This window comes from Brachybacterium vulturis (assembly GCF_043641765.1).
GTDB classification, from domain to species: domain Bacteria; phylum Actinomycetota; class Actinomycetes; order Actinomycetales; family Dermabacteraceae; genus Brachybacterium; species Brachybacterium vulturis_A.
Genome location: NZ_JBHZRO010000026.1, coordinates 1 through 19,573 on the forward strand (window position 1 = coordinate 1; position 19,573 = coordinate 19,573).

Genomic DNA, 19,573 nt, shown 5'->3' on the forward strand with positions numbered 1-19,573 from the left:
CGCCTGTGCTGACCAGCCCCCGGCCACCCGCGTCCACGAACGTGTCGACAACGTCATGACCTCATACAGCTAGGGCGAGGGCTGTGGAGCCGGCGGCTCCGGCGGCCAGGACGTGTCGTCGAGCGATCATGGTGACTCCTTCGTCGGTCTCGCGACGAGGCACAGGTCCCCTGCCCTCGCCGCCGAGAAGCGTTCGCTGCGGTGCCGTGGGTGAGCGACGTCACCGCATCGTCGGCGCCGCACTCTCGGCGGCCCCCCGGAGGATTGTTGTGAAACCCCCTTGTCGAATTATGCGCTCCGCCGCTCTCCTCGGCAACCGCCCGCAGGCCAGCGGGCCCGCCGAGGGCCGGTTCACCCCGGGACGCACCGTCGTGTCCAGACCTCGCGCCGGCTCCGGGGCCGCTCCCGGCCCGTCGTGTCCCCGCCGCGAGGCGGGGCGACTCCCTATCCTGGACACATGGCGAACATCCTGGTCGTTGACGACGACCCCGACATCGTGGAGCTGGTCTCCCTCAAACTGCGATCCTCCGGGCACGCGGTGACCGCCGTGGGTTCCGGCGAGGCCGCCCTCGACGCCCTCGCGGCGCGCGGGGACCTCGACCTGGCGGTGGTGGACCACATGATGCCCGGGATGACCGGAGTGGATCTGGTCCGGACCCTGCGGTCGGAGGGATCCGGACTGCGCTTCCTGATGCTCACCGCACGGAGCCAGGAGCGGGACCTCGAGAACGGGTTCACCGCCGGGGTGGACGACTACATGACCAAGCCGTTCTCCCCCCGCGAGCTGGCCGCCCGGGTCGCCGCCCTGCTCGCGCGCCGATGACCGCCCTCGATCCCCGACTGCTCCTCACCGCGCTCGTCGTGGTCTGGTCCCTGGTGCTCCTCGTCGTGATCGCGCTGGGTCTCGTCCATGCGGGACGCGCGACGGCGAGCCGTCGACGGGAGCGCCTGGACGCCCGCGCCCGCCCGCTGGTCATCCGCTTCGCGCTGGCCGAGGAGGAGGACACCGCACTGGCCGGAACGCTCCGCGATGCTCGCGGCGGCTTCGGGGATCGGGTCGACGAGAGGCTGCTGTCCATCCTCGAGACCCTGCGCGGGAAGGCCCGCGCTCGAATCGTCACCATGCTCGTGGAGCGAGGACATCCCGCTCGCCTCCGTCGCCGTGCGCGAGCGCGGCGCACGACCACCCGCGCCGCCGCGCTACGACGCCTCGGCCAGCTCGCGCTCCCCGCCGATGCCGAGCTGGTGCGGCGGTCCGTGTCCGACCGCGCGCCGATCGTGCGCACGGTCGCGGTGCGCGCCGTGGCCTCCTACGCCTCGGCCGATTCGGTCGAGGTCGTGCTGGACCAGCTGCGGGGCTCGGGCGAGGTCCCGTCCCTCGTGGTCGTGACCTCGCTCATCGAGCAGGGGTCCACCTCCGCCGAGGCGCTCGGCGCGATCCGGGCCGGTCTCGGCGACCCCCGCGCCACGGTGCGGGCGGCGTGCGCGCGGGTGCTCGGAGAGCTGACGAGCGCCGCCGATGCCGCGCGGCTCGGCCTGCTCCTGCAGCGCGATGCCACGCCGTCCGTGCAGCTCGCCGCGGCGAGCGCCCTCGAGCGCGTGGCTCGCACCTCCTCCGTCCCGGCGCTGCTGGAGGGCACCCGCTCGCCATGGGGCCCCGTGCGCACCCATTCCCTGCAGGCCCTCCTGTCGCTGCCCCGGGAGGTCACCGACGAGGCGCTGACCGAGGTCGCACGGCGTGGAGACGCGCTCCTGGCCCCTCTGCTCCCGCCCCGCGACCACACTCCCAGGAGCTGACCGTGCTCGACCTCTTCGATCTCTCCGACTCCACCGTCCACACGGTCGTCCGCACCATCCTGGTGTGGACCGCGTGGCCGACGCTGCTGTACTTCCTCACCATCTCGGTGATCTACGCGGCACTGGTGCTGCTGGGATTCCTCGCCAGCCGCCGCTCAGCGGCGCGTCGCTCCGTGCTGGACCTGGCCGACACCGCCACCGCGCCGGTGTCCCTCGGCCTCACCGTCATCCTGCCCGCCTACAACGAGTCCACCGTGATCCTCGACTCCGTGCGGTCCTCCTTGGCGCTGGACTATCCGGACCACGAGGTGGTCGTGGTCAACGACGGCTCCACCGACGACACCCTCGCGGTGCTGCAGGCGGCGTTCGATCTGGTGCCCAGCCACCGCAGCGTGGACCCCGGCCCGCAGATCTCCCTGCGGGGCGAGATCCGTCAGGTGTACGAAGCGCGGGATCCCGGCGTGCCGCTGCTGGTGGTGGATTCCGAGAACTCCGGGCGCTCCGATGCCATCAATGCGGGGATCGGCCTCGCCGCCAAGGATCTCGTGGTCATCTTCGATGCGGATTCGATCACGGATCCCGACGCCCTGCTGCTCGCGGTGCAGCCCTTCCTGGATGATCCGCTCCGGGTGGTGGCGGTCGGCGGGAACATCCGCGCCGTCAACGGCAGCCGGGTGGTGGCCGGGCGCGTGACCGAGGAGGGGATGCCCCGCACCTGGCTCGCCCGCTTCCAGGTGCTCGAGTATCTGCGTGCCTTCACCCTGGGCCGGGCGGGATGGTCGCGCCTGGACGCGCTGATGCTGATCTCCGGGGCCTTCGGCGTCTACCGGCGCGATGTCCTGCTGAGCGTCGGCGCCCTCGATCCCGACACCATCGGCGAGGATTTCGAGCTGACGCTCAAGGTCCATCGCTGGTGCCGGCGGCGGCGCCGCGCCTATCGGATCGTGTTCGTCTCGGAGCCGACGTGCTGGACCGAGGTGCCCGACACCCTCTCGGTGCTGCGGCGCCAGCGGGTGCGCTGGCACCGCGGTCTGTGGGAGGTGCTGTGGAAGCACCGCGGCATGCTGCTGAATCCGCGCTACGGACGGGTCGGGCTGATCGGCCTGCCCTACTACTGGCTGTTCGAGCTGTTCGCCCCGCTGTTCGAGGTGGTGGGCGTGCTGATCATCATCGCCGCCCTGGTCACCGGGGCTGTGAGCCCGACGATGACCTTCGCGCTTCTCGGCATCGCCCTCGGCAGCGGGATCCTGGTCACGGTGATGTCAGTGCTGCTGGAGGAGATGTCCCTGCGCCGCCGCTCGACAGCGCGCGGCCTGCTGGTGATGATCGCCTGCGCGCTGCTGGAGAACCTCGGCTACCGGCAGCTGACCGCGCTGTGGCGCCTGCAGGGCTGGTGGCAGGCCCTGCGCGGACGCCAGGCCGTCTGGGGAGAGATGACCCGGACGGGTTTCGGAGGCTCCTGAGGCCGCAGTCCTCGCGGCGGGACTCGCGGTGGGCCCATCCGCAGTGCCGGGCTCTCGCCGGGAGATCCCGCCGGATCACTCCGCGGCGGAGCCGGTGGCCGCCTCCTGCGCGGCGTACAGCGCCTCGAGGTCGAGCGGCTCCTGCTCCGCGTCGAGATCCTGCACCGGCAGCGAGCAGTCGCCGAGATCCGGGATCGCCAGCCGCTCCCCGGCCTGGTTCATCGACTGGTGGGCGATGACACCGGGCAGGGTGTAGCGGGCGGCCTGCCAGGCGTTGACCATCGGCTGGTAGCCCTCGACCACGGCGCGGGCGAAGTCGTCGACCAGGAAGTGGTGGGCGCCCTCGTGGCCGTTGGGCAGGCCCTGGAACTCCTTCGGCAGCCGCGCCTGGTGGTGCACCTGGGCGGCTCCGGCGACGAAGGCCTCGCGCAGGGCCGGGGAGACCTCGGCCAGGCGCGGATCATCCAGGCTCATGGTGGAGTCGGTGGCGATCAGTGCGGTCACATCCAGCACCCGCCGCTTGTCGTGCCAGTAGGTGGTCGCGACGGTCTCCTCGAAGCTGGACTCCTCGCCGAAGAAGCGGAAGCGGGATTCGCGCCTGTGGCTGGGGTAGCCCACGCGGCGCAGCTCGTTGGTGCGGAAGGCACCGCCGTTGTCCATCCCGAACAGGGCGAAGGCGTTGGAGACGTCGTTGTCGAACATCGAGACGTCCTTGTCGAACACGCCGTCGCCGCGGGTGTCGGGGCGTCCGAGCGCGGAGACCGAGGTCGCGTGCCGCTCCCCCAGCACGCCGAGGATGCCGCCGAGGGAGTGGGTGGGGTACAGCAGCGGGGGGTAGGAGGCGGTGGCCTTCCAGGTCTCGCCGCCGGAGTACTTATAGGCGTCGTAGAAGCCGAGGTCCATGTCGTGGATGTAGTCGCCCTCGGCGTAGAACACCTCGCCGAAGGCGCCGGTGCGGTGGATGCGGCGGGCCAGCACCACGGCGGCGTTGTACTGGCTGGTCTCGCCCATCATGTAGACGAGCCCCGTGCGCTGCACCTCCTCGGTGATCGCCCGGATCTCCTCCTCCTGGATGGCCATCGGCACGGCGGAGTAGACGTGCTTGCCGGCGCGCAGAGCGGCCAGGGCATGCTCGCCGTGGGTCCAGCGCTGGGTGAAGATCGCGACCGCGTCGACGTCGGAGGCCAGCAGCTCCTCGTAGGTGTCGAAGCGCTTGTCGAAGCGCACTCCGCGTGCTTCGACCGCGTCGATCCGCTCGGGCACGGAGTCCACGGCGTACAGCGCCTCGACCTCGGGGTGGGCGGCGAAGAGCTCTGCGAAATGGGACCCGAACTGTCCGATCCCCACGATGCCCAGCGTGAACGGCATATTTCCTCCTTGAAACTAACTGATGGGGGAACGTTACGCCAGGACTCGTCGGAGCGGCAAGCCGCCGCGGACGGGAGGCCGCCGCTAGAGGCGCCGCCAGCGCCCGGAGCGCCAGACATCGCGCCAGGGCGGCACCTGGCTGCCCCGAGCCGCCATCCTCCGTCGCAGGTTCCGGCGCGTGATCAGCATGCCGGCCACCCCGATCGCGAGCAGCGGCAGCTGCACCGCGAAGGCCAGGCGGAACGCCTCCAGGTCGTAGTTCCCCTCGGGCCGCAGCAGGTCCAGCACCACCCCGATGAGCAGGATCGAGGTGAGCCCACCGATGAAACCGCCCATGATCACCACCCCGGTGGCGGTGCCGAGCCGGTGCCGCGCGAGGTCCGTGCGCGGGAAGTCGAAGCCGATGTTGCTGCCTGGGCCACCGATCGAGAAGCCGGAGACCAGCACGATGAGCAGCCAGATCGGGGCCGGCCCGGGCCACAGCACCAGCGCGAGCAGCGGCACCACGATGGTGGCCACGATCAGCAGCACCAGCGTGGAACGGCGCAGCGGATGGCGCTGGGTGAGCGCGCCGATCAGCGGCCCGCCGACGACGGCGACCACCACCAGCACGGTCATCACGGCCGAGGCGGCGGGCCGGCTGAGCCCCTCTCCTGCGGTGAGGTACGGGTAGCCCCACATCATGGAGAAGGCGATGCCGGTGAACCCGGCGGTGAAGTGCGTGAAGAACCCCAGCTGTGTCGAGGGGTGGCGGATGATCCGGGCGAGGACCAGCGGGATCCGGGTGAGGTCCTGCTTCACCCGGGGCCGCGGCAGTCCGGGCGGGCTCGCGCGCACCACCAGCAGGGCCAGCAGCGCCGCGACCGCGCTCACGGCGGCGGCCGAGGAGAAGGCCGTGCCCCAGCCGGCCACGGTCAGCACCGCGACGAAGGGCACGGCGGAGGCGATCTGTCCCACCTGGCCGAGGATGCCGGTGAGCTGGGTGAGGATCGGCACCCGCGAGGCCGGGAACCAGGCCGGGACCAGGCGGACCGCGCTGGAGAACGTCAGGGCGTCGCCGGCGCCGAGGATGATGCGCGCCACCATCGCCACCCCCACGGTCTCGGTCTGGGACATCAGCAGCTGCCCGGCGCCCATCAGCAGCGCCCCAGCGACGAGGGTGACCCGGGAGCCGTACCGGTCCAGCAGCAGCCCGGCGGGGATCTGGCAGAGCGCGTACACGGCCAGCTGCAGCACCACGAAGCTGGAGACGATGGTGGCGGAGGCGCCGAACCGTTCGGTGGCCTCGAGCCCGGCGACCCCCATGGTGGTGCGCTGCAGCACGGCGATCGAATAGGCCGTCACCGCGGCGATCCACACCACGTACGCCCGGGTGCCGCCGAGGACGGGACGGGGGACGTCGGGCGTGCTCATGAAGGGTCCTTCGCGGAGGTCGGGGCGGGCGTCGGGCAGTCGGACCGGGCGCCGCGGGCGCCCGTCCCGCGGTGGCTGGGTCCCGACCTCCGTCGAGGCTAGCGGCGCGAGGCGGTGGGGCGGTAGTCGTGTCCGTCCCTTGCCACAGCGCCTGGCATCGCGCGGGAGCGGTCAGCGCTCGCGCCAGGCCCCGGCGATCTCGATCAGCAGGTCGTTCGCCTCCTGCTCGGCGATGGTGGCGCGCACGCCCTCGACGCCGTAGGCGCGCAGCACCAGCCCGCGGGCGTCGGCGAACTCGGCAAAGGCGGCGCTCTGCTCCCCCAGCGGGAAGTACACGAAGTTGCCCTGGCTCGCGGGCAGCTCCCAGCCCTGCTCGGCGAGCGCGGCGAGCACCCGCGAGCGCTCGGCGCGGATCCACTCCGCCCGCTGCGCGAGCTCCTCCTGAGCGACAGGTTCGAGACTCGCCAGCGCTGCGGTCTGGGCGGGGATGCTGGCTCCGAAGGGCACGGTGACCTGGCTGAGCGCCCGGGCCAGGCGGGGATGGGCGACGGCGTAGCCGATCCGCAGCCCGGCCAGGCCCTGCAGCTTGGAGAAGGTGCGCAGCAGCACCACGTTGCCGTGGCGGCGGAAGATCCCAGCGGTGCCGAGCACGGTGGCGGGGTCGTGGAACTCCCGGTAGGCCTCGTCGATCGCGACCACCACGTCCTCCGGGACCCGGCGCAGAAAATCCTCGACCTGGTCTGTGCTCAGCGACGGTCCGGTGGGGTTGTTCGGGGTGCACAGCAGCACCAACCGGGTGCGCTCGGTGATCGCCGCCGCCATCGCCTCGAGGTCGTGCTCGCCGTGCGGGGTGAGCGGGACCTGCACGGAGACACCGCCGTGGGAGCCGACGAGGATCGGGTACGCCTCGAAGGAGCGCCAGGCGAAGACGACCTCGTCCCCCTCCCCCACCAGGGCGCGGACCAGGTCGCCGGAGACCGCGACGGAGCCGGTGGACAGCGCGATCTGCGTCGGCTCCACCCCGTGCTTGCCCCCGAGCACCTCGCGCAGCTGCAGTGCCGCCGCATCCGGATAGCGGTTCGCGCTCTCGAGCGAGGCGACAGCCGCCTCGCGCACCGCGGCGATCGGCGGGAAGGGCGACTCGTTCGAGGACGCCTTGAAGCGCCGCACGCCGTCATCGGCAGCGGGCTTTCCAGGGACGTAGGCGGGCAGGTTCTCGAGCGCGGAGCGCAGGCGGACGTTCTCAGCAGGCTGGTCGGACATGCCGCCAGGGTATGCGGTGCGGGGCCGTGGCGGCGGCGGTTCCGTCGGTCGACGGTGGAGGCATGGTGCCGAGGTGGGGATATCCCCGATGCCCCGTCCAGCCGCGGTGACGATAATGGGGTCATGCGATTTCTCGGACACATCATCGTCACCGGCCTCGCGCTGTGGGTCACCGCGCTGATCCTGCCCGGCATGCACCTGGGCGAGAACAGCTCCACCGTGCTCACCCAGATCCTCACCATCGGGGCGATCGCGCTGATCCTGGCGCTGCTCAACACGATCGTGAAGCCCCTCCTGGAGTTCCTCACCTTCCCCATCACCTGCGTGACCCTGGGCCTGTTCCAGCTGGTCATCAACACGCTGATGCTGCTGCTGGCGAGCTGGGTCTCCGGTCTGTTCGACCTGACGCTCGAATTCGACCGCTTCTGGTGGGCGCTCGGGGCCGGCGTGATCATCGGGATCCTCTCGGCGATCGTCGAAGCCGTCACCGGGCTCGGGGACGAACGTGGCAGCCGCAGCCGCTCGGTCGGTGAGTGAGACCGGCCGGTGACCTCCGTGGTCCGCGACGGGGACCTGCCGTCCTGGACCGCCCCGAGTCTGGGAGGATGCTCCCCATGGCTCACTCCTTCGCGGACATCACCCCGCAGATCGCCCTGACCCCGCTCGACGGCCGGTACCGCGCACAGGTCGCACCGCTGGCCGACCACCTCTCCGAGGCGGCGCTGAACCGCTCCCGCCTGGTGGTGGAGACCGAGTGGATGATCCACCTGCTGGACCAGCAGGTGATCCCCGGGCTGCGCACCCTCACCGGCGACGAAAGGGCGCTGCTGCGCGCGATCCCCGAGGACTTCGGCGCGGACGGCATCGCCGAGCACGCCGAGATCGAGCGGGAGACCGTCCATGACGTCAAGGCGATCGAGTACTTCATCAAGCGCCGCCTGGCCGGTACCTCGCTGGAGCCGCTGGCCGAGGTGGTGCACATCTACTGCACCAGTGAGGACGTCAACAACCTCTCCTACGCCCTGATGGTCAAGGGGGCCGTGGAGCAGGTGTGGCTGCCCGCGCTGCGGGAGGTGATCGCGGATCTCACCGCGCTCGCGAAGGATGCGGCCGAGGTGCCGATGCTCTCGCGCACCCACGGTCAGCCCGCCACCCCCACCACCCTCGGCAAGGAGATCGCGGTCTTCGCCTACCGGCTGGGCCGGCAGGAGCGGCGCATCGCCGCGGACGAGATCCTCGGCAAGATCAACGGCGCGACCGGGACCTATGCAGCGCACGCGGTGTCCGTTCCGTCGGCGGACTGGGAGCAGGTCTCCCGCTCCTTCGTCGAGCACCTGGGCCTGACCTGGAACCCGCTGACCACCCAGATCGAGTCCCATGACTGGCAGGCCGAGATCTACGCCGACGTGGCCCGTGCCGGCCGGATCCTGCACAACCTCGCCACCGACGTGTGGACCTACATCTCGCTGGGCTACTTCCGCCAGCGGCTCTCGGCCCAGGGCGGCACCGGCTCCTCGACCATGCCGCACAAGGTGAACCCGATCCGCTTCGAGAACGCCGAGGCGAACCTCGAGATCTCCGGGGCGCTGCTGGACTCGCTCGCCTCGACCCTGGTCACCACCCGGCTGCAGCGGGATCTCACCGACTCCACCACCCAGCGCAACATCGGCCCCGCCTTCGGGCACTCGCTGCTCGCGATCGCGAACCTCCGCAAGGGCCTGGCGGGCCTGGACGTGGACGCCGGCGCCATGGCGGCGGATCTCGAGGGCAACTGGGAGGTGCTCGGCGAGGCGGTGCAGTCCGTGATGCGCACCCTCGGCGTGCAGGGCGTGCCGGGGCTGGACAACCCCTACGAGCGGCTGAAGGACCTCACCCGCGGCCACCGCGTGGACGGGGAGGGGATGCGCGAGTTCGTGCGCTCGCTGGGGCTGCCCGCGGCGGAGCAGGAGCGGCTGCTGGCGCTGAGCCCGCACAGCTACGTCGGCTACGCCGCGCAGCTCGTGGACCACCTGGAGGGCGCCGGCGTCTGAGCCGGTCCCTCGGCTCCGTCCCGTCAGCCGATGGCGCGGGGGCGGAGGTCGAGGGTGGCCACGACCGCCTCGGCCGGGGCGCGCAGCGCGAAGCCGATCGCGGCGGCGACGGTGGCGGGGCGCAGGTACTTCTCCGTCTCGTAGGCACCGCTCTCCGCGGCGCGCAGCTCGTGCTGCATGTCGGTGTCCACCCGGCCCGGATGCACCGAGCTGACCCGCACGCCGTGGGCGCCCTCCTCCTGGCGCAGCGCATCGGTCCAGGCGCGCAGCGCGAACTTCGAGGCGGAGTAGGCCCCCCGCTCCCCCTTCGCGTTGAAGCCGGAACCGGAGTTCACGGCGACGACCGTGCCGCGGGCCTCCCGCAGCGCGGGCAGCAGCAGCCGGGTCAGCTCCGAGACCGCGGTGACGTTGACCGCGAAGTTCTGCGCCCAGTCCGCGGCGCTGAGCTCCTCGACGCTGCCGTTGACCAGGATGCCTGCGCAGTGCACGAGCCCGGCGAGCCCGCCGGGCAGATCCAGGGCGGCCACTGCGGCGGCCGTCGCCGCCTCATCGGTCAGCTCTGCGACGAAGGGCTCGGCCGAGGGCAGCTGCGCGGCGAGCTCGGTCAGCGCCTGCTCGTCGCGGCCGGCGAGGATCAGGTGATGGTCGGCGGCGAGCGCCTCGGCCGTGGCGCGGCCGATCCCGCGGTTCGCGCCGGTGATCAGGACGGCGGGGCGGGCGGAACGGGAGGTGGGCTGCTCGGTCGTCATGGCCTCGAGTCTGTCACGGCCAGGGATCCGCCACCGCTCGGGCCCGTCGACCGCATCTCCGGGCCACCGCGCAGGTGAGAACATGACGGGGTGGAGACGATGACGCCGAGCAGGGCCTGGCTGCGCGCCGAGGTGCTGATCATCCTCGCGCTCTCGCTGGGGCGCAGCGCCGTGTACTCGCTGCTCTCCCTCGCCCAGGCGCTCGCGGCCGGGCCGCTGTCCGGGCAGTCCACCGCCCTGAACCGCTCGCTGCGGGAGAACCCCTGGCTGGACCTGCTCTACCAGCTGCTGTCGATCGTCTTCGCCCTCGCACCGGTGGCGCTGGTGGTGCTGCTGCTGGCGCTGACCGCAGGCTCGCTCCCCCAGGCGTTGCGGGATCTGGGACTGGATCTCGCTCGGCCGCTGCGGGACCTGCTGCACGGCGTGCTGCTGACGGCCGGGATCGGGGTGCCGGGACTGGCGGTCTACTACCTGGGCCGGCTGCTCGGGGCGACGGTCGAGGTGATCCCGGCGGCGCTTTCCACCCACTGGTGGACGCTGCCGGTGCTGGTGCTGCATGCGGTGAAGAACGCCGTGCTGGAGGAGGTGATCGTGGTGGGCTACCTGTTCCAGCGGCTCCAGAGGCTCGGCTGGTCACCGCGCCGGATCATCATCGTCTCCGCCGTGCTGCGCGGCGCGTACCACACCTATCAGGGGGTGGGCCCGGGGCTCGCGAACCTGGTGATGGGGCTGGTGTTCGGCGAGTGGTACCGCCGCACCCGACGCACCCTGCCACTGGTCATCGCCCACACCCTGCTCGATGTGTTCGCCTTCGTGGGCTATGCGCTGCTGCAGGATGCCCTCGGGCTGTGAGCCACCGGGAATGCGGTGCCGGCCGCAGTCGCCGGCCGCAGTCGCCGGCCGCGCGGTCCGAGAACTGGTCGGGTACTGGCGGCACAGCGATCAGTACGCTCATATCGGCATGCGCGTCGCTCCTGCGCCAGGACCCGACCATGCCATTCCGCGCAGAGAGGGCCGGCGGCACGCACGACCCGCGCCGTCGTTCCCGCACCGTCAGAGGATGTACGCCTCGCCCTCGCCCTCGGAGGTGATCGGCAGGCCTGCTTCGAACCACTGATCCATGCCGCCGGAGACGTTGATGGCCTCGAAGCCGTTGGCGTTCAGCCACTGGCTGACCTGGAAGCTGCGGCCCCCGCTGCGGCACACGATGTACATCGGTTCATCGGTCTCGGGCAGCTGATCGAGGTTCTCCATCAGCGTGCTCGCCGGGAGGTGCTGGGCGTGCGCGGCATGGCCGGCATCCCACTCGTTCTGCTCGCGCACATCGATCAGATGCGCGCCCTCGGGGATGGCGTTCGGCGCGACGTTCTCAAGAGTCATGGATCCACCCTAATGGCCCGCCCGTGCGTACCGCCGCACCAGCGGCGAGGCCACCAGCACCGCGGCGATCACCAGCGCATAGGCGCCGAGCACGCCGGCCAGGTACTGCACGGCCATCCTCGGCTCGCTGGGGGCGCCGCCGAGAAAAGTGGCGAGCACCAGCAGGGCGGTGCCGGTCGCGACGAGCGAGCTCAGCACCACCGGGACCGCGATCTCCGCGAGCCGGGCGCGGTGCAGCTGGCCCACCTCGGCGCCGGCGATGTGCTGGGCGCGCAGGCGGGGGGCCTGGTCGATCACCCGGGCGGTCTGCGCGACACCGGTGCCGACCGCGGCGAGCACCGCCGCGATCCCCAGGGTGAGCAGGCCACCGGTGGTCATGGCGGTGAACATCATCGCCTCCTCGGGATTGGTGGCCGCGCCGAGCGTGGCGATCATCGTCAGGAACCCGGCGATGACCAGGGCGAAGGTGATGCCCGAGACGGCACGCCAGCCGGCCCGCGGAGCGGCCGCCAGCCGCCGCGCCCCCACCATCAGCGAGGGGATGGGAGCGATCCGGGCGAGCACCAGCGCGGTGACCCACACCAGGAACGGACCGACCACGCTGATCCCCGCCACGATCGCCGCGACGAACAGCACCATGATCGCGATCGCCGCCCCGGCGCCGCCCTCGCCCAGCAGCATCCCGCCGACGTTCATGAACACCACGAAGCCCACGATCAGCGCCGCCCACAGCACCACCCGCAGCACGGACATCCGCACCACCCGGGAATCGCGGGCCACGCCCAGCGGGCTGAGCACCACGCCGGTGAGGGAGACCGCGGCGGAGCCGGCGGAGATCAGCACCAGCGCGAGGACCAGCACGGGATAGGCCCAGCCGGGCAGCAGCAGGTCGGCGACCGTGAAGGGGGTGATCCCGAAGTCGAGGCGGGTCAGCGCCGGGGTCGCCACCAGATGGGCGCCGAGACCGAGGAGCGCGCCGAGCAGGGACTGGGCGGCGACGTCGAGCACCGCCACCGACCCGACCTGACCGCCGGTGCCGCCCACCAGGCGCATGGTGGCCAGGTCCCGCTCACGCCGGGCCAGGGACAGCCGCGCGGCCGAGCCGCCGAGACCGACGGCGCTGGGCACCAGCAGCACGGAGGCGATGAGTGCGCAGATCGCGAGGATCGGCATGATGGAGGCCTCGCCCGTCATGGGCGCCTCGCCTGCCGGGATCCGGCCGACGAAAGCGGCGGCGCCTCCGAGCACGGTCGCGGTGATCGCCGTGGCCGCGGCGAAGGCGATCACCGGCAGCACGTCGGCGAGCGCCCCACGGCGCCGCAGCAGCAGGGGCGCCGAGGCCAGCAGGGCGCTCATCGGCCCGCTCCGGTGGGGCCGGTCGCGGCGGCGGGGCGCACGAACTCCTGGGCGATCCGCCCGTCCTGCATGGTCACGGTGCGGCGGCAGGCCGCGGCGACCGTGGCGTCGTGCGTGACCATCACCAGGGCGGCGCCGGTGTCCCGGCAGAGTCCACCAGGATCGCCAGCACGGCCTGGCCGGTGGCCTGGTCGAGCGCCCCGGTGGGCTCGTCGGCGAAGACCACCGAGGGCCTGCCGGCCAGTGCCCGGGCGATCGCCACCCGCTGCGCCTGCCCGCCCGAGAGCTGGGTGGGGCGGCGGTCGTGCAGGCCGGACAGCCCCAGGCGGTCCAGCCAGGAGGCCGCCTCGGCGGTGGCGGCACGGCGGGAGGTGCCGTCGAGCATGCGCGGCAGGATCACGTTCTCCAGCGCGGTGAGCTCGGACAGCAGCTGGCCGTCCTGGAAGACGAAGCCGAAGTCGCTGCGACGCAGCCGGGTGCGGCGCCGATCCCCCAGGCTCGCGAGATCAGTGCCCTCGTGCAGGACGGTGCCGGTGGTCGGGGTGAGGATCCCGGCGAGGAGGTGCAGCAGGGTGGTCTTGCCGCAGCCGGAGGGGCCCGTCACGGCGAGCGAGTCGGCGCGGTCGAGGTCGAGGTCCGCACCGTCCAGGGCGCGGGTGGTGGTGCCCCCGGTCCCGTAGGTCATGAGCAGGCCGCGGGCCGACAGCACCGGGGACAGGGGAACCGTCCGGGGCTGGGCGGGGTGCGCGGACGTGCCGGAGTGCGAGGGCGCGAGCGGGCTGTTGTTCATGCCATCCAGCCTCCGTGGCGGGGCCTCCGCCGCGCGTCCACCCCCGGAGCGGTTCTGCCCGCCGCGGGTCAGACCGTGGCCTGACCCGGCGGGAGGCCGCAGGCTGAGCTCGACCCCGCCAGCTCGAGGTCGTCGGCAGGTAGCTGTACGGGACGGCTGGCGAAGCCCTAGGGGCCACCAGGACGCACTCTCCTCAGCGCCCACCCGGCACGGGGGTGATCCAGCAGCGAGCGGCCAGGCTGCCGGGAACGTCCACGAGAGTGAGGCCGACTGCGATGACCCCCACCGTGATACCGACGAGGGCGAGCTTCCAAGAGCCGCTGCGGTTCCGACAGGCAGAGATTCCGAGCCACACTGCCAGGACGGAGAGGAGCAGACCCGGCGTGACCGAGAGCGCATGTATCAAGGACTGATCCGCAGAAGGGTGCCCGTTGTTCACATCGGTCGCCAATCTCCGTGCCGCGAGGAGCTGCCCGCCCACCGAGAGGGCGATCGCGAGGATACCTGCGATGAAGGAGACGATCCCGAGAGGGTTGCGCCCCTGCGCGGGGCCCGAAGCGGTTGTACCCATCGGTACACGCTAAGGGCTGCTCCCTCGGTGGGCCGACATCGAACCGCCCACCGGGTTGCTGAGCGTGGCGACCGCACTGGCGGCCTGCAGGAGGCCGTAGACATCGATGGCACCTTCGGAGGAGCGCGATGAATCCTCCTTCTGCACCTCCGGTTCAGTCTGCTCCCGTGCGCGTTCGGCGTCTCGGCCCTTGATCCCATCGCGCACCCCTCGACGCACGGCCAGATAGACGATGTAGCCCGTGACTGCTATTGCGAGAGCGGTCAGAGCGAGCAAGGTCAGTGGATCCATCTGCTCACTCCCCTCGATTTCCTCTCCACCGTATCGAGCACGTGGGGCGGTGTCCGCAGAGAGGTCGGAGCGATGGCTCCACCTTGATACACCCGGTGGAAGAGGCGCGTGTCAGCCGAAGCGCCCGGAGATGTAGTCCTCGGTCTGCGTGTTCGTGGGGTTGGTGAAGATGGTGTCGGTGTCGCCGATCTCGATGAGGCGGCCGGGCTGGCCGGTGCCGGCGATGTTGAAGAAGCCGGTGCGGTCCGAGACCCGGGAGGCCTGCTGCATGTTGTGGGTGACGATCACGATCGTGTACTCCTGCTTCAGCTCATGGATCAGGTCCTCGATCGCCAGGGTCGAGATCGGGTCCAGCGCCGAGCAGGGCTCGTCCATCAGCACGACGTCAGGCTCGACGGCGATCGTCCGCGCGATGCACAGCCGCTGCTGCTGACCGCCGGACAGCCCCATGCCGGGCTTGTCCAGGCGATCCTTGACCTCGTTCCAGAGGTTCGCTCCGCGCAGCGCCTGCTCCATCAGCTCATCCGCCGCTGAGCGGGACATCCGGCGGTGGTTCAGCTTCACCCCGGCCAGGACGTTGTCCCGGATCGACATGGTCGGGAAGGGGTTCGCCTTCTGGAACACCATGCCCACCCGGCGGCGCACGGTGACCGGGTCGACCCTGGGGTCGTAGATGTCCTCGCCGTTGATCTCGACCCTGCCCGTGGCGTAGGCACCGGGGATCACCTCGTGCATCCGGTTCAGGGTGCGCAGGAAGGTCGACTTGCCGCAGCCGGAAGGACCGATGAGCGCGGTCACGGAGCGGGGCCGGAGCTGGACGTCGACGCCCTGCACGGCGAGGAAGTCCCCGTAGAAGATGTCGAGGTCCTCGACGTTGATGGGCTGAGGGGCTGCCATCGGGAGTCCTTTCAGGACGGGTGAGGGCTCAGCGGCTGAGCTTGGGAGAGAAGTAGTGGCTGATCAGCCGCGCGAGGATGTTGAGCACCATGACGATGACGATCAGGGTGAAGGCGGCGGCCCAGGCCCGATCGATGTTGGTGGTGATCGTGCAGGCATACACCTCCTGGGTGATCGGGTCGGTGACCGTCTCGCTCATGCAGTTCGCGCTGCCGGCGCGGTACTGCTGGTTGATGAACGTGGGCAGGGTCGCCATGCGCCCGTCGAACATGTTCCAGTTCACCGAGGTCACCATGCCGACCGTGAGCAGCAGCGGTGCCGTCTCGCCGATCACGCGGGCGATGGCCAGGGTGATGCCGGTGGTCAGGCCTGCGATCGCGGTGCGCAGCACCACCTTGACGATGGTGAGCCACTTGGGCACGCCCAGCGCGTAGGAGGCCTCGCGCAGGTCCATCGGGACCAGCCGCAGCATCTCCTCGCTGTTGCGCACCACGGTGGGGATCATCAGCAGCGACAGCGCGACCGCGCCCATGATGCCCATGCGCACGCTGTCGTCGGGCATCAGCGCGATGAACAGCGCCAGGCCGAACAGGCCCGCCACGATCGAGGGGATGCCGGTCATGACGTCCACCAGGAAGGTGACCCCGGTGCCGAGAGTCTTCTTCCATCCCTGGTCCGCGTACTCCACCAGGAAGATCGCGGTGAACAGGCCGATGGGGATCGAGATGAGCGATGCCCACAGGGTGATCAGCAACGTGCCCACGGTCGCGTGGAACACCCCGCCCGCGTCGGCGCCGCCGATGATCCCGGACATCGAGGACGTCCAGAAGTCGAAGGGGTCGGGCTTCGCCGCGATCACCCGGGTCAGGCCCCGGCTGACGACCTCCCAGAGCAGGGAGGCCAGCGGGAACATCGCCACGGCGAAGGTGCCGATCACCAGCAGGGTCATCAGGCGATCCTTCGCCCAGCGCGGCCCCTCGCGCAGCAGCGAGTACGCCCAGCCCAGCAGCAGGTGCAGGAGGAAGCCGACCGTGATCGCGCCGGCGATCGAGAAGGCATCGAGGAGGGACAGTCCGGCGATCGCGACCAGCAGGCCGGCGAGGCCGGTGAGGACCAGGTGGTACCAGGGCAGTCGACGCTCGTCGTGGGGACGACGCATCGATCTCTGGTGCTGCACGGCGGTCGGGGTGCTCATGGGGGCCTCTCAGCTTGTCGGGCCGCTGCGTGCGACGATCCACCGGGCGAGGGCGTTGATGAGGAACGTCAGCACGAACAGCACCAGCCCGGTGAAGATCAGCAGGGACATGTCGACACCGGAGGCCTCCGCCGACTTCGAGGCGATGTTCGCGGCGATCGAGTTGTGCCGGCCCACCTCGAGGATGTGGAGGGAGAAGGTGGCGCCGGGGGCGAGGATCATCAGCACCGCCATGGTCTCGCCGAGCGCACGGCCGAGGCCGAGCATGGAGGCGGCGACGATGCCGCCGCGCCCGAAGGGGAGCACGACGGTGCGGATGGTCTCCCAGCGGGTGGCGCCGAGGGCGAGGGCTGCTTCCTCCTGCAGGCGCGGGGTCTGCAGGAACACCTCACGCGCCACGGCCGTGATGATCGGCAGCACCATCACGGCGAGCACCACCGAGGCGGAGGCGAGGTTGCGCATCGGGGCGGTGGGCTCACCGGCGAACAGCGGGATCCATCCGAGATAGGTGCTGAGGAAGAGGTACAGCGGCTCGAGCTCGGGGACCAGCCAGATCCCGCCCCACAGGCCGTAGACGACCGACGGCACCGCGGCGAGCAGGTCGATCAGGTAGCCCAGCGTCGCGGCCAGTCGGCGCGGCGCGTAGTGGGAGATGAACAGGGCGATGCCGATCGAGATCGGGATCGCGAGCACCAGCGCGATCGCGGAGGCGAGCACCGTGCCGAACACGAGCGGGAGCGCGTACTCGATCAGGGAGAACTCCGCGGTGCGGGTGAACTCCTGGCTCGCGAGGATGGCCGGCAGCGACTCCGTGGTAAGGAAGACCGCCACCGCGGCCAGGGTGAGGAAGATCAGCAGCCCCGAGCCGATGCTCAGGGACGAGAAGACCGAGTCGCCGAGGCGGCGCCCGCTGGTCGCCAGGGAGGCGGGCGGAGCCTCACGCGACTCCGACGCGATGTCGGCTGTGCTCATGGGGACCTTCCTCCGAGCTGGGGGGGGACGGGGTGGGGCGCGGTGCCGGGCCCCGGCGACGCCGCCGAGCCGCAGGGGCCCGGCGGCACGCGATCGTGCGGGAGCGGCTCAGCCGACGGTGATGGCGTCGATCGCCGCCTGAGCCTCGCTGCGCAGCTCCTCGGAGATCGGAGCGGAGCCGGCGTTCTGCGCGGCGACCTGCTGCCCCTGCTCGGAGATCATGAAGGAGGCGTAGGCCGTGACCGCGTCGCCGGTGGCGGAATCCTCGTACGAGCCGCACAGCGCCAGGTAGGAGATCAGGACGATCGGGTACGTGCCGGCCTCGGCGGTGGTGCGGTCCAGCTCCATGACGATGTCGTTCTCCGCACGGCCCTCCTCGCGCGGCGAGACGTCGACGGCCTTCGCCGCGGCGTCGGCGCTGTAGTCCACGAACTCCTCACCGACCTGGATGGACGCGGTCCCGAGGTTCCCGGCCTGCGAGGCGTCGGCGTAGCCGATGGTGCCGTTGCCGGACTCGACCGTGGAGATCAGGCCGGAGGTGCCGTCACCGGACTGGCCGCCCGGGATCGGCCAGGTCTCGATCGGGCCGTGGGTCCAGGCCTCGGGGGCGTTGTCCGCGAGGTACTCGGTGAAGTTCTCGGTGGTGCCCGAGTCGTCCGAGCGGTGGACCGGGACGATGGCGGTCTCGGGCAGCTCGACATCGGGGTTGAGCTCGGCGATCGCCGGATCGTTCCAGCTGGTGATGGACTCGGCGAAGATCCCGGCGATGACCTCGGGCGAGAGGTTCAGGTTCTCGATGCCCTCGAGGTGGAACACGACCGCGATCGGGGAGATGTAGACGGGCAGCTCGAAGGCCCGCTCGCCGTTGCACACCGCGGTGGAGGCGGCGAGCTCCTCCTCGTCCAGGGCGGCATCGGTGCCGGCGAACTTCACCTGGCCGGAGAGGAACTGCTCGCGACCGGTCCCGGAGCCGGTGGGGTCGTAGGTGACGGTGATGTCGCCGCCCTCGGCCTGCACGAGGCCCGTGAACGTCTCGGTCCACGCGGTCTGCGCATTCGCCATGGAGGAGGCCCCGGCGCCGGCGAGGTTGCCGCTCAGCTCGGCGTAGCCGCCCGCCGCGGTGCCACCGTCCTCCGGCGCTCCCGAGCCACCACTGCTGCCCTCGGCGCTGCCGCCGCAGGCCGTCAGGGCGAGGCCCGCGGCGACTCCGAGTGCGGCGAGGGAGACGAGCTTGTGCTTGCGAACGTTCACTGCGAGTCCTTTCGGGGCCGTGGGCCCGGAAGCTGTCCGTCGAGGAGGTGTGACAGCTCGGACGCTAGGGAGGGCAGATGACGGCCCGCCCGCTCACGCGTGAACGACAGATGAACTCCCCGAGGGGAGCACAGGACTCGCAGGTCAGGCACTTGACACGACCAGATCATCACCCGACCCGTCGCCGCTGCGCGGCGTGACCTCCGCCACCGCCGGCCCCGCCGTCGGCGGGGTCGCCCAGGTCAGGCGGTGGCGGCCATGACCAGCCCGACGATCATGAACGCACCGTAGAGCAGCAGGATGAACAGGGGGATCAGCCCCACCAACGACGTCACCAGGCCCGCGATGGCGAGGCCGCGGCCACCCCTCGGCGCGCGCGCCGTCGGCGCGGTCTCCTTCATGCCCTGGGCCGAGAACCAGATCCCGAAGGGTGAGGTGAGACCACCGCACATGGCCAGGCCCACCAGCCCCAGCACGAATCCGGCGATCGCCGCGTTCGAGCTCGGCAGCGGGGCCGGGAAGGCTCCGAACTGGGGCGGCCCGACGGGAGACGGGCCGGGGGGCGGGCCTGCCGCATACGGGTCCGGCGCATACGGGCCTGCCGCATACGGGTCCGATGCATACGGATCGGTCATGCCGTACCCCTTCCCGTCGGGGTCGTCGCGGTGCTCGCGTCGCCGTCCGAACGGGTCATACCCTCCGGAATGGTCCGGGAGTCCGTGGTCGTGCTCTGCATTCATCTGGTGCGCATCCTTCCCCATGCCCGGTGCCTGTCCGACCTGCGCCC

Annotated in this window: 20 protein-coding genes; 6 read left to right on the top strand and 14 right to left on the bottom strand. The window is 71.2% G+C overall.

Annotated features, from left to right (window positions below; genetic code table 11):
- Nucleotides 1-457 precede the first annotated feature (457 nt).
- From ACHUEU_RS15275 to ACHUEU_RS15285, 3 genes are read left to right on the top strand one after another with little or no spacing between them, the layout of a single operon-like run.
- On the top strand, nucleotides 458-823 hold the full coding sequence (locus ACHUEU_RS15275) for a response regulator transcription factor (RefSeq protein ID WP_394216956.1): 366 nt from the start codon (nucleotides 458-460) through the stop codon (nucleotides 821-823).
- Nucleotides 820-1,797, top strand: coding sequence for a hypothetical protein (locus ACHUEU_RS15280; RefSeq protein ID WP_394216957.1), 978 nt, complete (start codon nucleotides 820-822; stop codon nucleotides 1,795-1,797). Before ACHUEU_RS15275 ends, ACHUEU_RS15280 begins: the two co-directional genes overlap by 4 nt.
- A 2-nt stretch (nucleotides 1,798-1,799) precedes the next feature.
- Nucleotides 1,800-3,260 (top strand): glycosyltransferase family 2 protein, encoded by a 1,461-nt coding sequence (locus ACHUEU_RS15285; RefSeq protein WP_394216958.1) that lies wholly within the window; start codon nucleotides 1,800-1,802, stop codon nucleotides 3,258-3,260.
- Between the two features lie 75 nt (nucleotides 3,261-3,335).
- Here ACHUEU_RS15285 and ACHUEU_RS15290 read toward each other — a convergent pair whose 3' ends face one another.
- The 3 genes from ACHUEU_RS15290 to ACHUEU_RS15300 all read right to left on the bottom strand — a co-directional run bounded on the left by ACHUEU_RS15290 (nucleotide 3,336) and on the right by ACHUEU_RS15300 (nucleotide 7,304).
- The gene (locus ACHUEU_RS15290; RefSeq protein WP_394216959.1) at nucleotides 3,336-4,628 is read right to left on the bottom strand and encodes a Gfo/Idh/MocA family protein; all 1,293 of its coding nucleotides are present in this window, start codon (nucleotides 4,626-4,628) and stop codon (nucleotides 3,336-3,338) included.
- 84 nt (nucleotides 4,629-4,712) lie between these two features.
- Nucleotides 4,713-6,041 carry an MFS transporter gene (locus ACHUEU_RS15295; RefSeq protein WP_394216960.1) on the bottom strand — a complete coding sequence of 443 codons (1,329 nt, stop codon included), beginning with the start codon at nucleotides 6,039-6,041 and terminating at the stop codon, nucleotides 4,713-4,715.
- Nucleotides 6,042-6,212: 171 nt separating this feature from the next.
- On the bottom strand, nucleotides 6,213-7,304 hold the full coding sequence (locus ACHUEU_RS15300) for a histidinol-phosphate transaminase (RefSeq protein ID WP_394216961.1): 1,092 nt from the start codon (nucleotides 7,302-7,304) through the stop codon (nucleotides 6,213-6,215).
- 123 nt (nucleotides 7,305-7,427) lie between these two features.
- Here ACHUEU_RS15300 and ACHUEU_RS15305 point away from each other — a divergent pair, with 123 nt between their 5' ends.
- Both ACHUEU_RS15305 and purB read left to right on the top strand, forming a co-directional pair.
- Nucleotides 7,428-7,841, top strand: a complete 414-nt coding sequence (locus ACHUEU_RS15305; protein WP_394216962.1) for a phage holin family protein — start codon at nucleotides 7,428-7,430, stop codon at nucleotides 7,839-7,841.
- 77 nt (nucleotides 7,842-7,918) lie between these two features.
- The gene (purB, locus tag ACHUEU_RS15310) at nucleotides 7,919-9,334 is read left to right on the top strand and encodes an adenylosuccinate lyase (protein WP_394216963.1); all 1,416 of its coding nucleotides are present in this window, start codon (nucleotides 7,919-7,921) and stop codon (nucleotides 9,332-9,334) included.
- A gap of 23 nt (nucleotides 9,335-9,357) precedes the next feature.
- Here purB and ACHUEU_RS15315 read toward each other — a convergent pair whose 3' ends face one another.
- Complete coding sequence (locus ACHUEU_RS15315) at nucleotides 9,358-10,083, bottom strand: SDR family oxidoreductase (RefSeq protein ID WP_394216964.1); 726 nt, start codon at nucleotides 10,081-10,083, stop codon at nucleotides 9,358-9,360.
- Between the two features lie 99 nt (nucleotides 10,084-10,182).
- On the opposite strand from ACHUEU_RS15315, the gene ACHUEU_RS15320 reads away from it, so the two are divergent.
- The gene (locus tag ACHUEU_RS15320; protein ID WP_394216965.1) at nucleotides 10,183-10,935 is read left to right on the top strand and encodes a CPBP family intramembrane glutamic endopeptidase; all 753 of its coding nucleotides are present in this window, start codon (nucleotides 10,183-10,185) and stop codon (nucleotides 10,933-10,935) included.
- A 201-nt stretch (nucleotides 10,936-11,136) separates the two neighbouring features.
- On the opposite strand, the gene ACHUEU_RS15325 is transcribed toward ACHUEU_RS15320, so the two are convergent.
- The 10 genes from ACHUEU_RS15325 to ACHUEU_RS15370 all read right to left on the bottom strand — a co-directional run bounded on the left by ACHUEU_RS15325 (nucleotide 11,137) and on the right by ACHUEU_RS15370 (nucleotide 19,421).
- The gene (locus ACHUEU_RS15325; protein ID WP_394216966.1) at nucleotides 11,137-11,463 is read right to left on the bottom strand and encodes a rhodanese-like domain-containing protein; all 327 of its coding nucleotides are present in this window, start codon (nucleotides 11,461-11,463) and stop codon (nucleotides 11,137-11,139) included.
- 9 nt (nucleotides 11,464-11,472) lie between these two features.
- Nucleotides 11,473-12,819 carry an FtsX-like permease family protein gene (locus ACHUEU_RS15330; protein ID WP_394216967.1) on the bottom strand — a complete coding sequence of 449 codons (1,347 nt, stop codon included), beginning with the start codon at nucleotides 12,817-12,819 and terminating at the stop codon, nucleotides 11,473-11,475.
- Nucleotides 12,816-12,941, bottom strand: coding sequence for a hypothetical protein (locus ACHUEU_RS15335; protein WP_394216968.1), 126 nt, complete (start codon nucleotides 12,939-12,941; stop codon nucleotides 12,816-12,818). Before ACHUEU_RS15335 ends, ACHUEU_RS15330 begins: the two co-directional genes overlap by 4 nt.
- Nucleotides 12,941-13,609, bottom strand: coding sequence for an ABC transporter ATP-binding protein (locus ACHUEU_RS15340; RefSeq protein ID WP_394216969.1), 669 nt, complete (start codon nucleotides 13,607-13,609; stop codon nucleotides 12,941-12,943). The genes ACHUEU_RS15335 and ACHUEU_RS15340 overlap by 1 nt, the downstream gene beginning before the upstream one ends.
- Before the next feature lie 580 nt (nucleotides 13,610-14,189).
- Nucleotides 14,190-14,471, bottom strand: coding sequence for a hypothetical protein (locus ACHUEU_RS15345; protein WP_394216970.1), 282 nt, complete (start codon nucleotides 14,469-14,471; stop codon nucleotides 14,190-14,192).
- Nucleotides 14,472-14,582: 111 nt separating this feature from the next.
- Complete coding sequence (pstB, locus tag ACHUEU_RS15350; RefSeq protein ID WP_394216971.1) at nucleotides 14,583-15,368, bottom strand: phosphate ABC transporter ATP-binding protein PstB; 786 nt, start codon at nucleotides 15,366-15,368, stop codon at nucleotides 14,583-14,585.
- Between the two features lie 28 nt (nucleotides 15,369-15,396).
- Nucleotides 15,397-16,563, bottom strand: coding sequence for a phosphate ABC transporter permease PstA (gene pstA / locus ACHUEU_RS15355; RefSeq protein WP_394216972.1), 1,167 nt, complete (start codon nucleotides 16,561-16,563; stop codon nucleotides 15,397-15,399).
- A gap of 9 nt (nucleotides 16,564-16,572) precedes the next feature.
- Nucleotides 16,573-17,535, bottom strand: coding sequence for a phosphate ABC transporter permease subunit PstC (gene pstC, locus ACHUEU_RS15360; RefSeq protein ID WP_394216973.1), 963 nt, complete (start codon nucleotides 17,533-17,535; stop codon nucleotides 16,573-16,575).
- 108 nt (nucleotides 17,536-17,643) lie between these two features.
- Nucleotides 17,644-18,786, bottom strand: a complete 1,143-nt coding sequence (gene pstS, locus ACHUEU_RS15365; protein ID WP_394216974.1) for a phosphate ABC transporter substrate-binding protein PstS — start codon at nucleotides 18,784-18,786, stop codon at nucleotides 17,644-17,646.
- 242 nt (nucleotides 18,787-19,028) lie between these two features.
- On the bottom strand, nucleotides 19,029-19,421 hold the full coding sequence (locus tag ACHUEU_RS15370) for a DUF4190 domain-containing protein (RefSeq protein ID WP_394216975.1): 393 nt from the start codon (nucleotides 19,419-19,421) through the stop codon (nucleotides 19,029-19,031).
- Nucleotides 19,422-19,573: the final 152 nt, after the last annotated feature.

What these genes read in the sequence shown, in the direction of transcription:
- ACHUEU_RS15370 (WP_394216975.1), bottom strand. Translation starts at nt 19,421, where the DNA reads ATGACCGATCCGTATGCATCGGACCCGTATGCGGCAGGCCCGTATGCG.
- ACHUEU_RS15345 (WP_394216970.1), bottom strand. Translation starts at nt 14,471, where the DNA reads ATGGATCCACTGACCTTGCTCGCTCTGACCGCTCTCGCAATAGCAGTC.
- pstC (WP_394216973.1), bottom strand. Translation starts at nt 17,535, where the DNA reads ATGAGCACAGCCGACATCGCGTCGGAGTCGCGTGAGGCTCCGCCCGCC.
- ACHUEU_RS15295 (WP_394216960.1), bottom strand. Translation starts at nt 6,041, where the DNA reads ATGAGCACGCCCGACGTCCCCCGTCCCGTCCTCGGCGGCACCCGGGCG.
- ACHUEU_RS15335 (WP_394216968.1), bottom strand. Translation starts at nt 12,941, where the DNA reads ATGGTCACGCACGACGCCACGGTCGCCGCGGCCTGCCGCCGCACCGTG.
- ACHUEU_RS15275 (WP_394216956.1), top strand. Translation starts at nt 458, where the DNA reads ATGGCGAACATCCTGGTCGTTGACGACGACCCCGACATCGTGGAGCTG.
- ACHUEU_RS15320 (WP_394216965.1), top strand. Translation starts at nt 10,183, where the DNA reads ATGACGCCGAGCAGGGCCTGGCTGCGCGCCGAGGTGCTGATCATCCTC.
- ACHUEU_RS15325 (WP_394216966.1), bottom strand. Translation starts at nt 11,463, where the DNA reads ATGACTCTTGAGAACGTCGCGCCGAACGCCATCCCCGAGGGCGCGCAT.
- ACHUEU_RS15290 (WP_394216959.1), bottom strand. Translation starts at nt 4,628, where the DNA reads ATGCCGTTCACGCTGGGCATCGTGGGGATCGGACAGTTCGGGTCCCAT.
- purB (WP_394216963.1), top strand. Translation starts at nt 7,919, where the DNA reads ATGGCTCACTCCTTCGCGGACATCACCCCGCAGATCGCCCTGACCCCG.
- ACHUEU_RS15305 (WP_394216962.1), top strand. Translation starts at nt 7,428, where the DNA reads ATGCGATTTCTCGGACACATCATCGTCACCGGCCTCGCGCTGTGGGTC.
- ACHUEU_RS15280 (WP_394216957.1), top strand. Translation starts at nt 820, where the DNA reads ATGACCGCCCTCGATCCCCGACTGCTCCTCACCGCGCTCGTCGTGGTC.
- pstA (WP_394216972.1), bottom strand. Translation starts at nt 16,563, where the DNA reads ATGAGCACCCCGACCGCCGTGCAGCACCAGAGATCGATGCGTCGTCCC.
- ACHUEU_RS15330 (WP_394216967.1), bottom strand. Translation starts at nt 12,819, where the DNA reads ATGAGCGCCCTGCTGGCCTCGGCGCCCCTGCTGCTGCGGCGCCGTGGG.
- ACHUEU_RS15340 (WP_394216969.1), bottom strand. Translation starts at nt 13,609, where the DNA reads ATGAACAACAGCCCGCTCGCGCCCTCGCACTCCGGCACGTCCGCGCAC.
- ACHUEU_RS15315 (WP_394216964.1), bottom strand. Translation starts at nt 10,083, where the DNA reads ATGACGACCGAGCAGCCCACCTCCCGTTCCGCCCGCCCCGCCGTCCTG.
- pstB (WP_394216971.1), bottom strand. Translation starts at nt 15,368, where the DNA reads ATGGCAGCCCCTCAGCCCATCAACGTCGAGGACCTCGACATCTTCTAC.
- ACHUEU_RS15300 (WP_394216961.1), bottom strand. Translation starts at nt 7,304, where the DNA reads ATGTCCGACCAGCCTGCTGAGAACGTCCGCCTGCGCTCCGCGCTCGAG.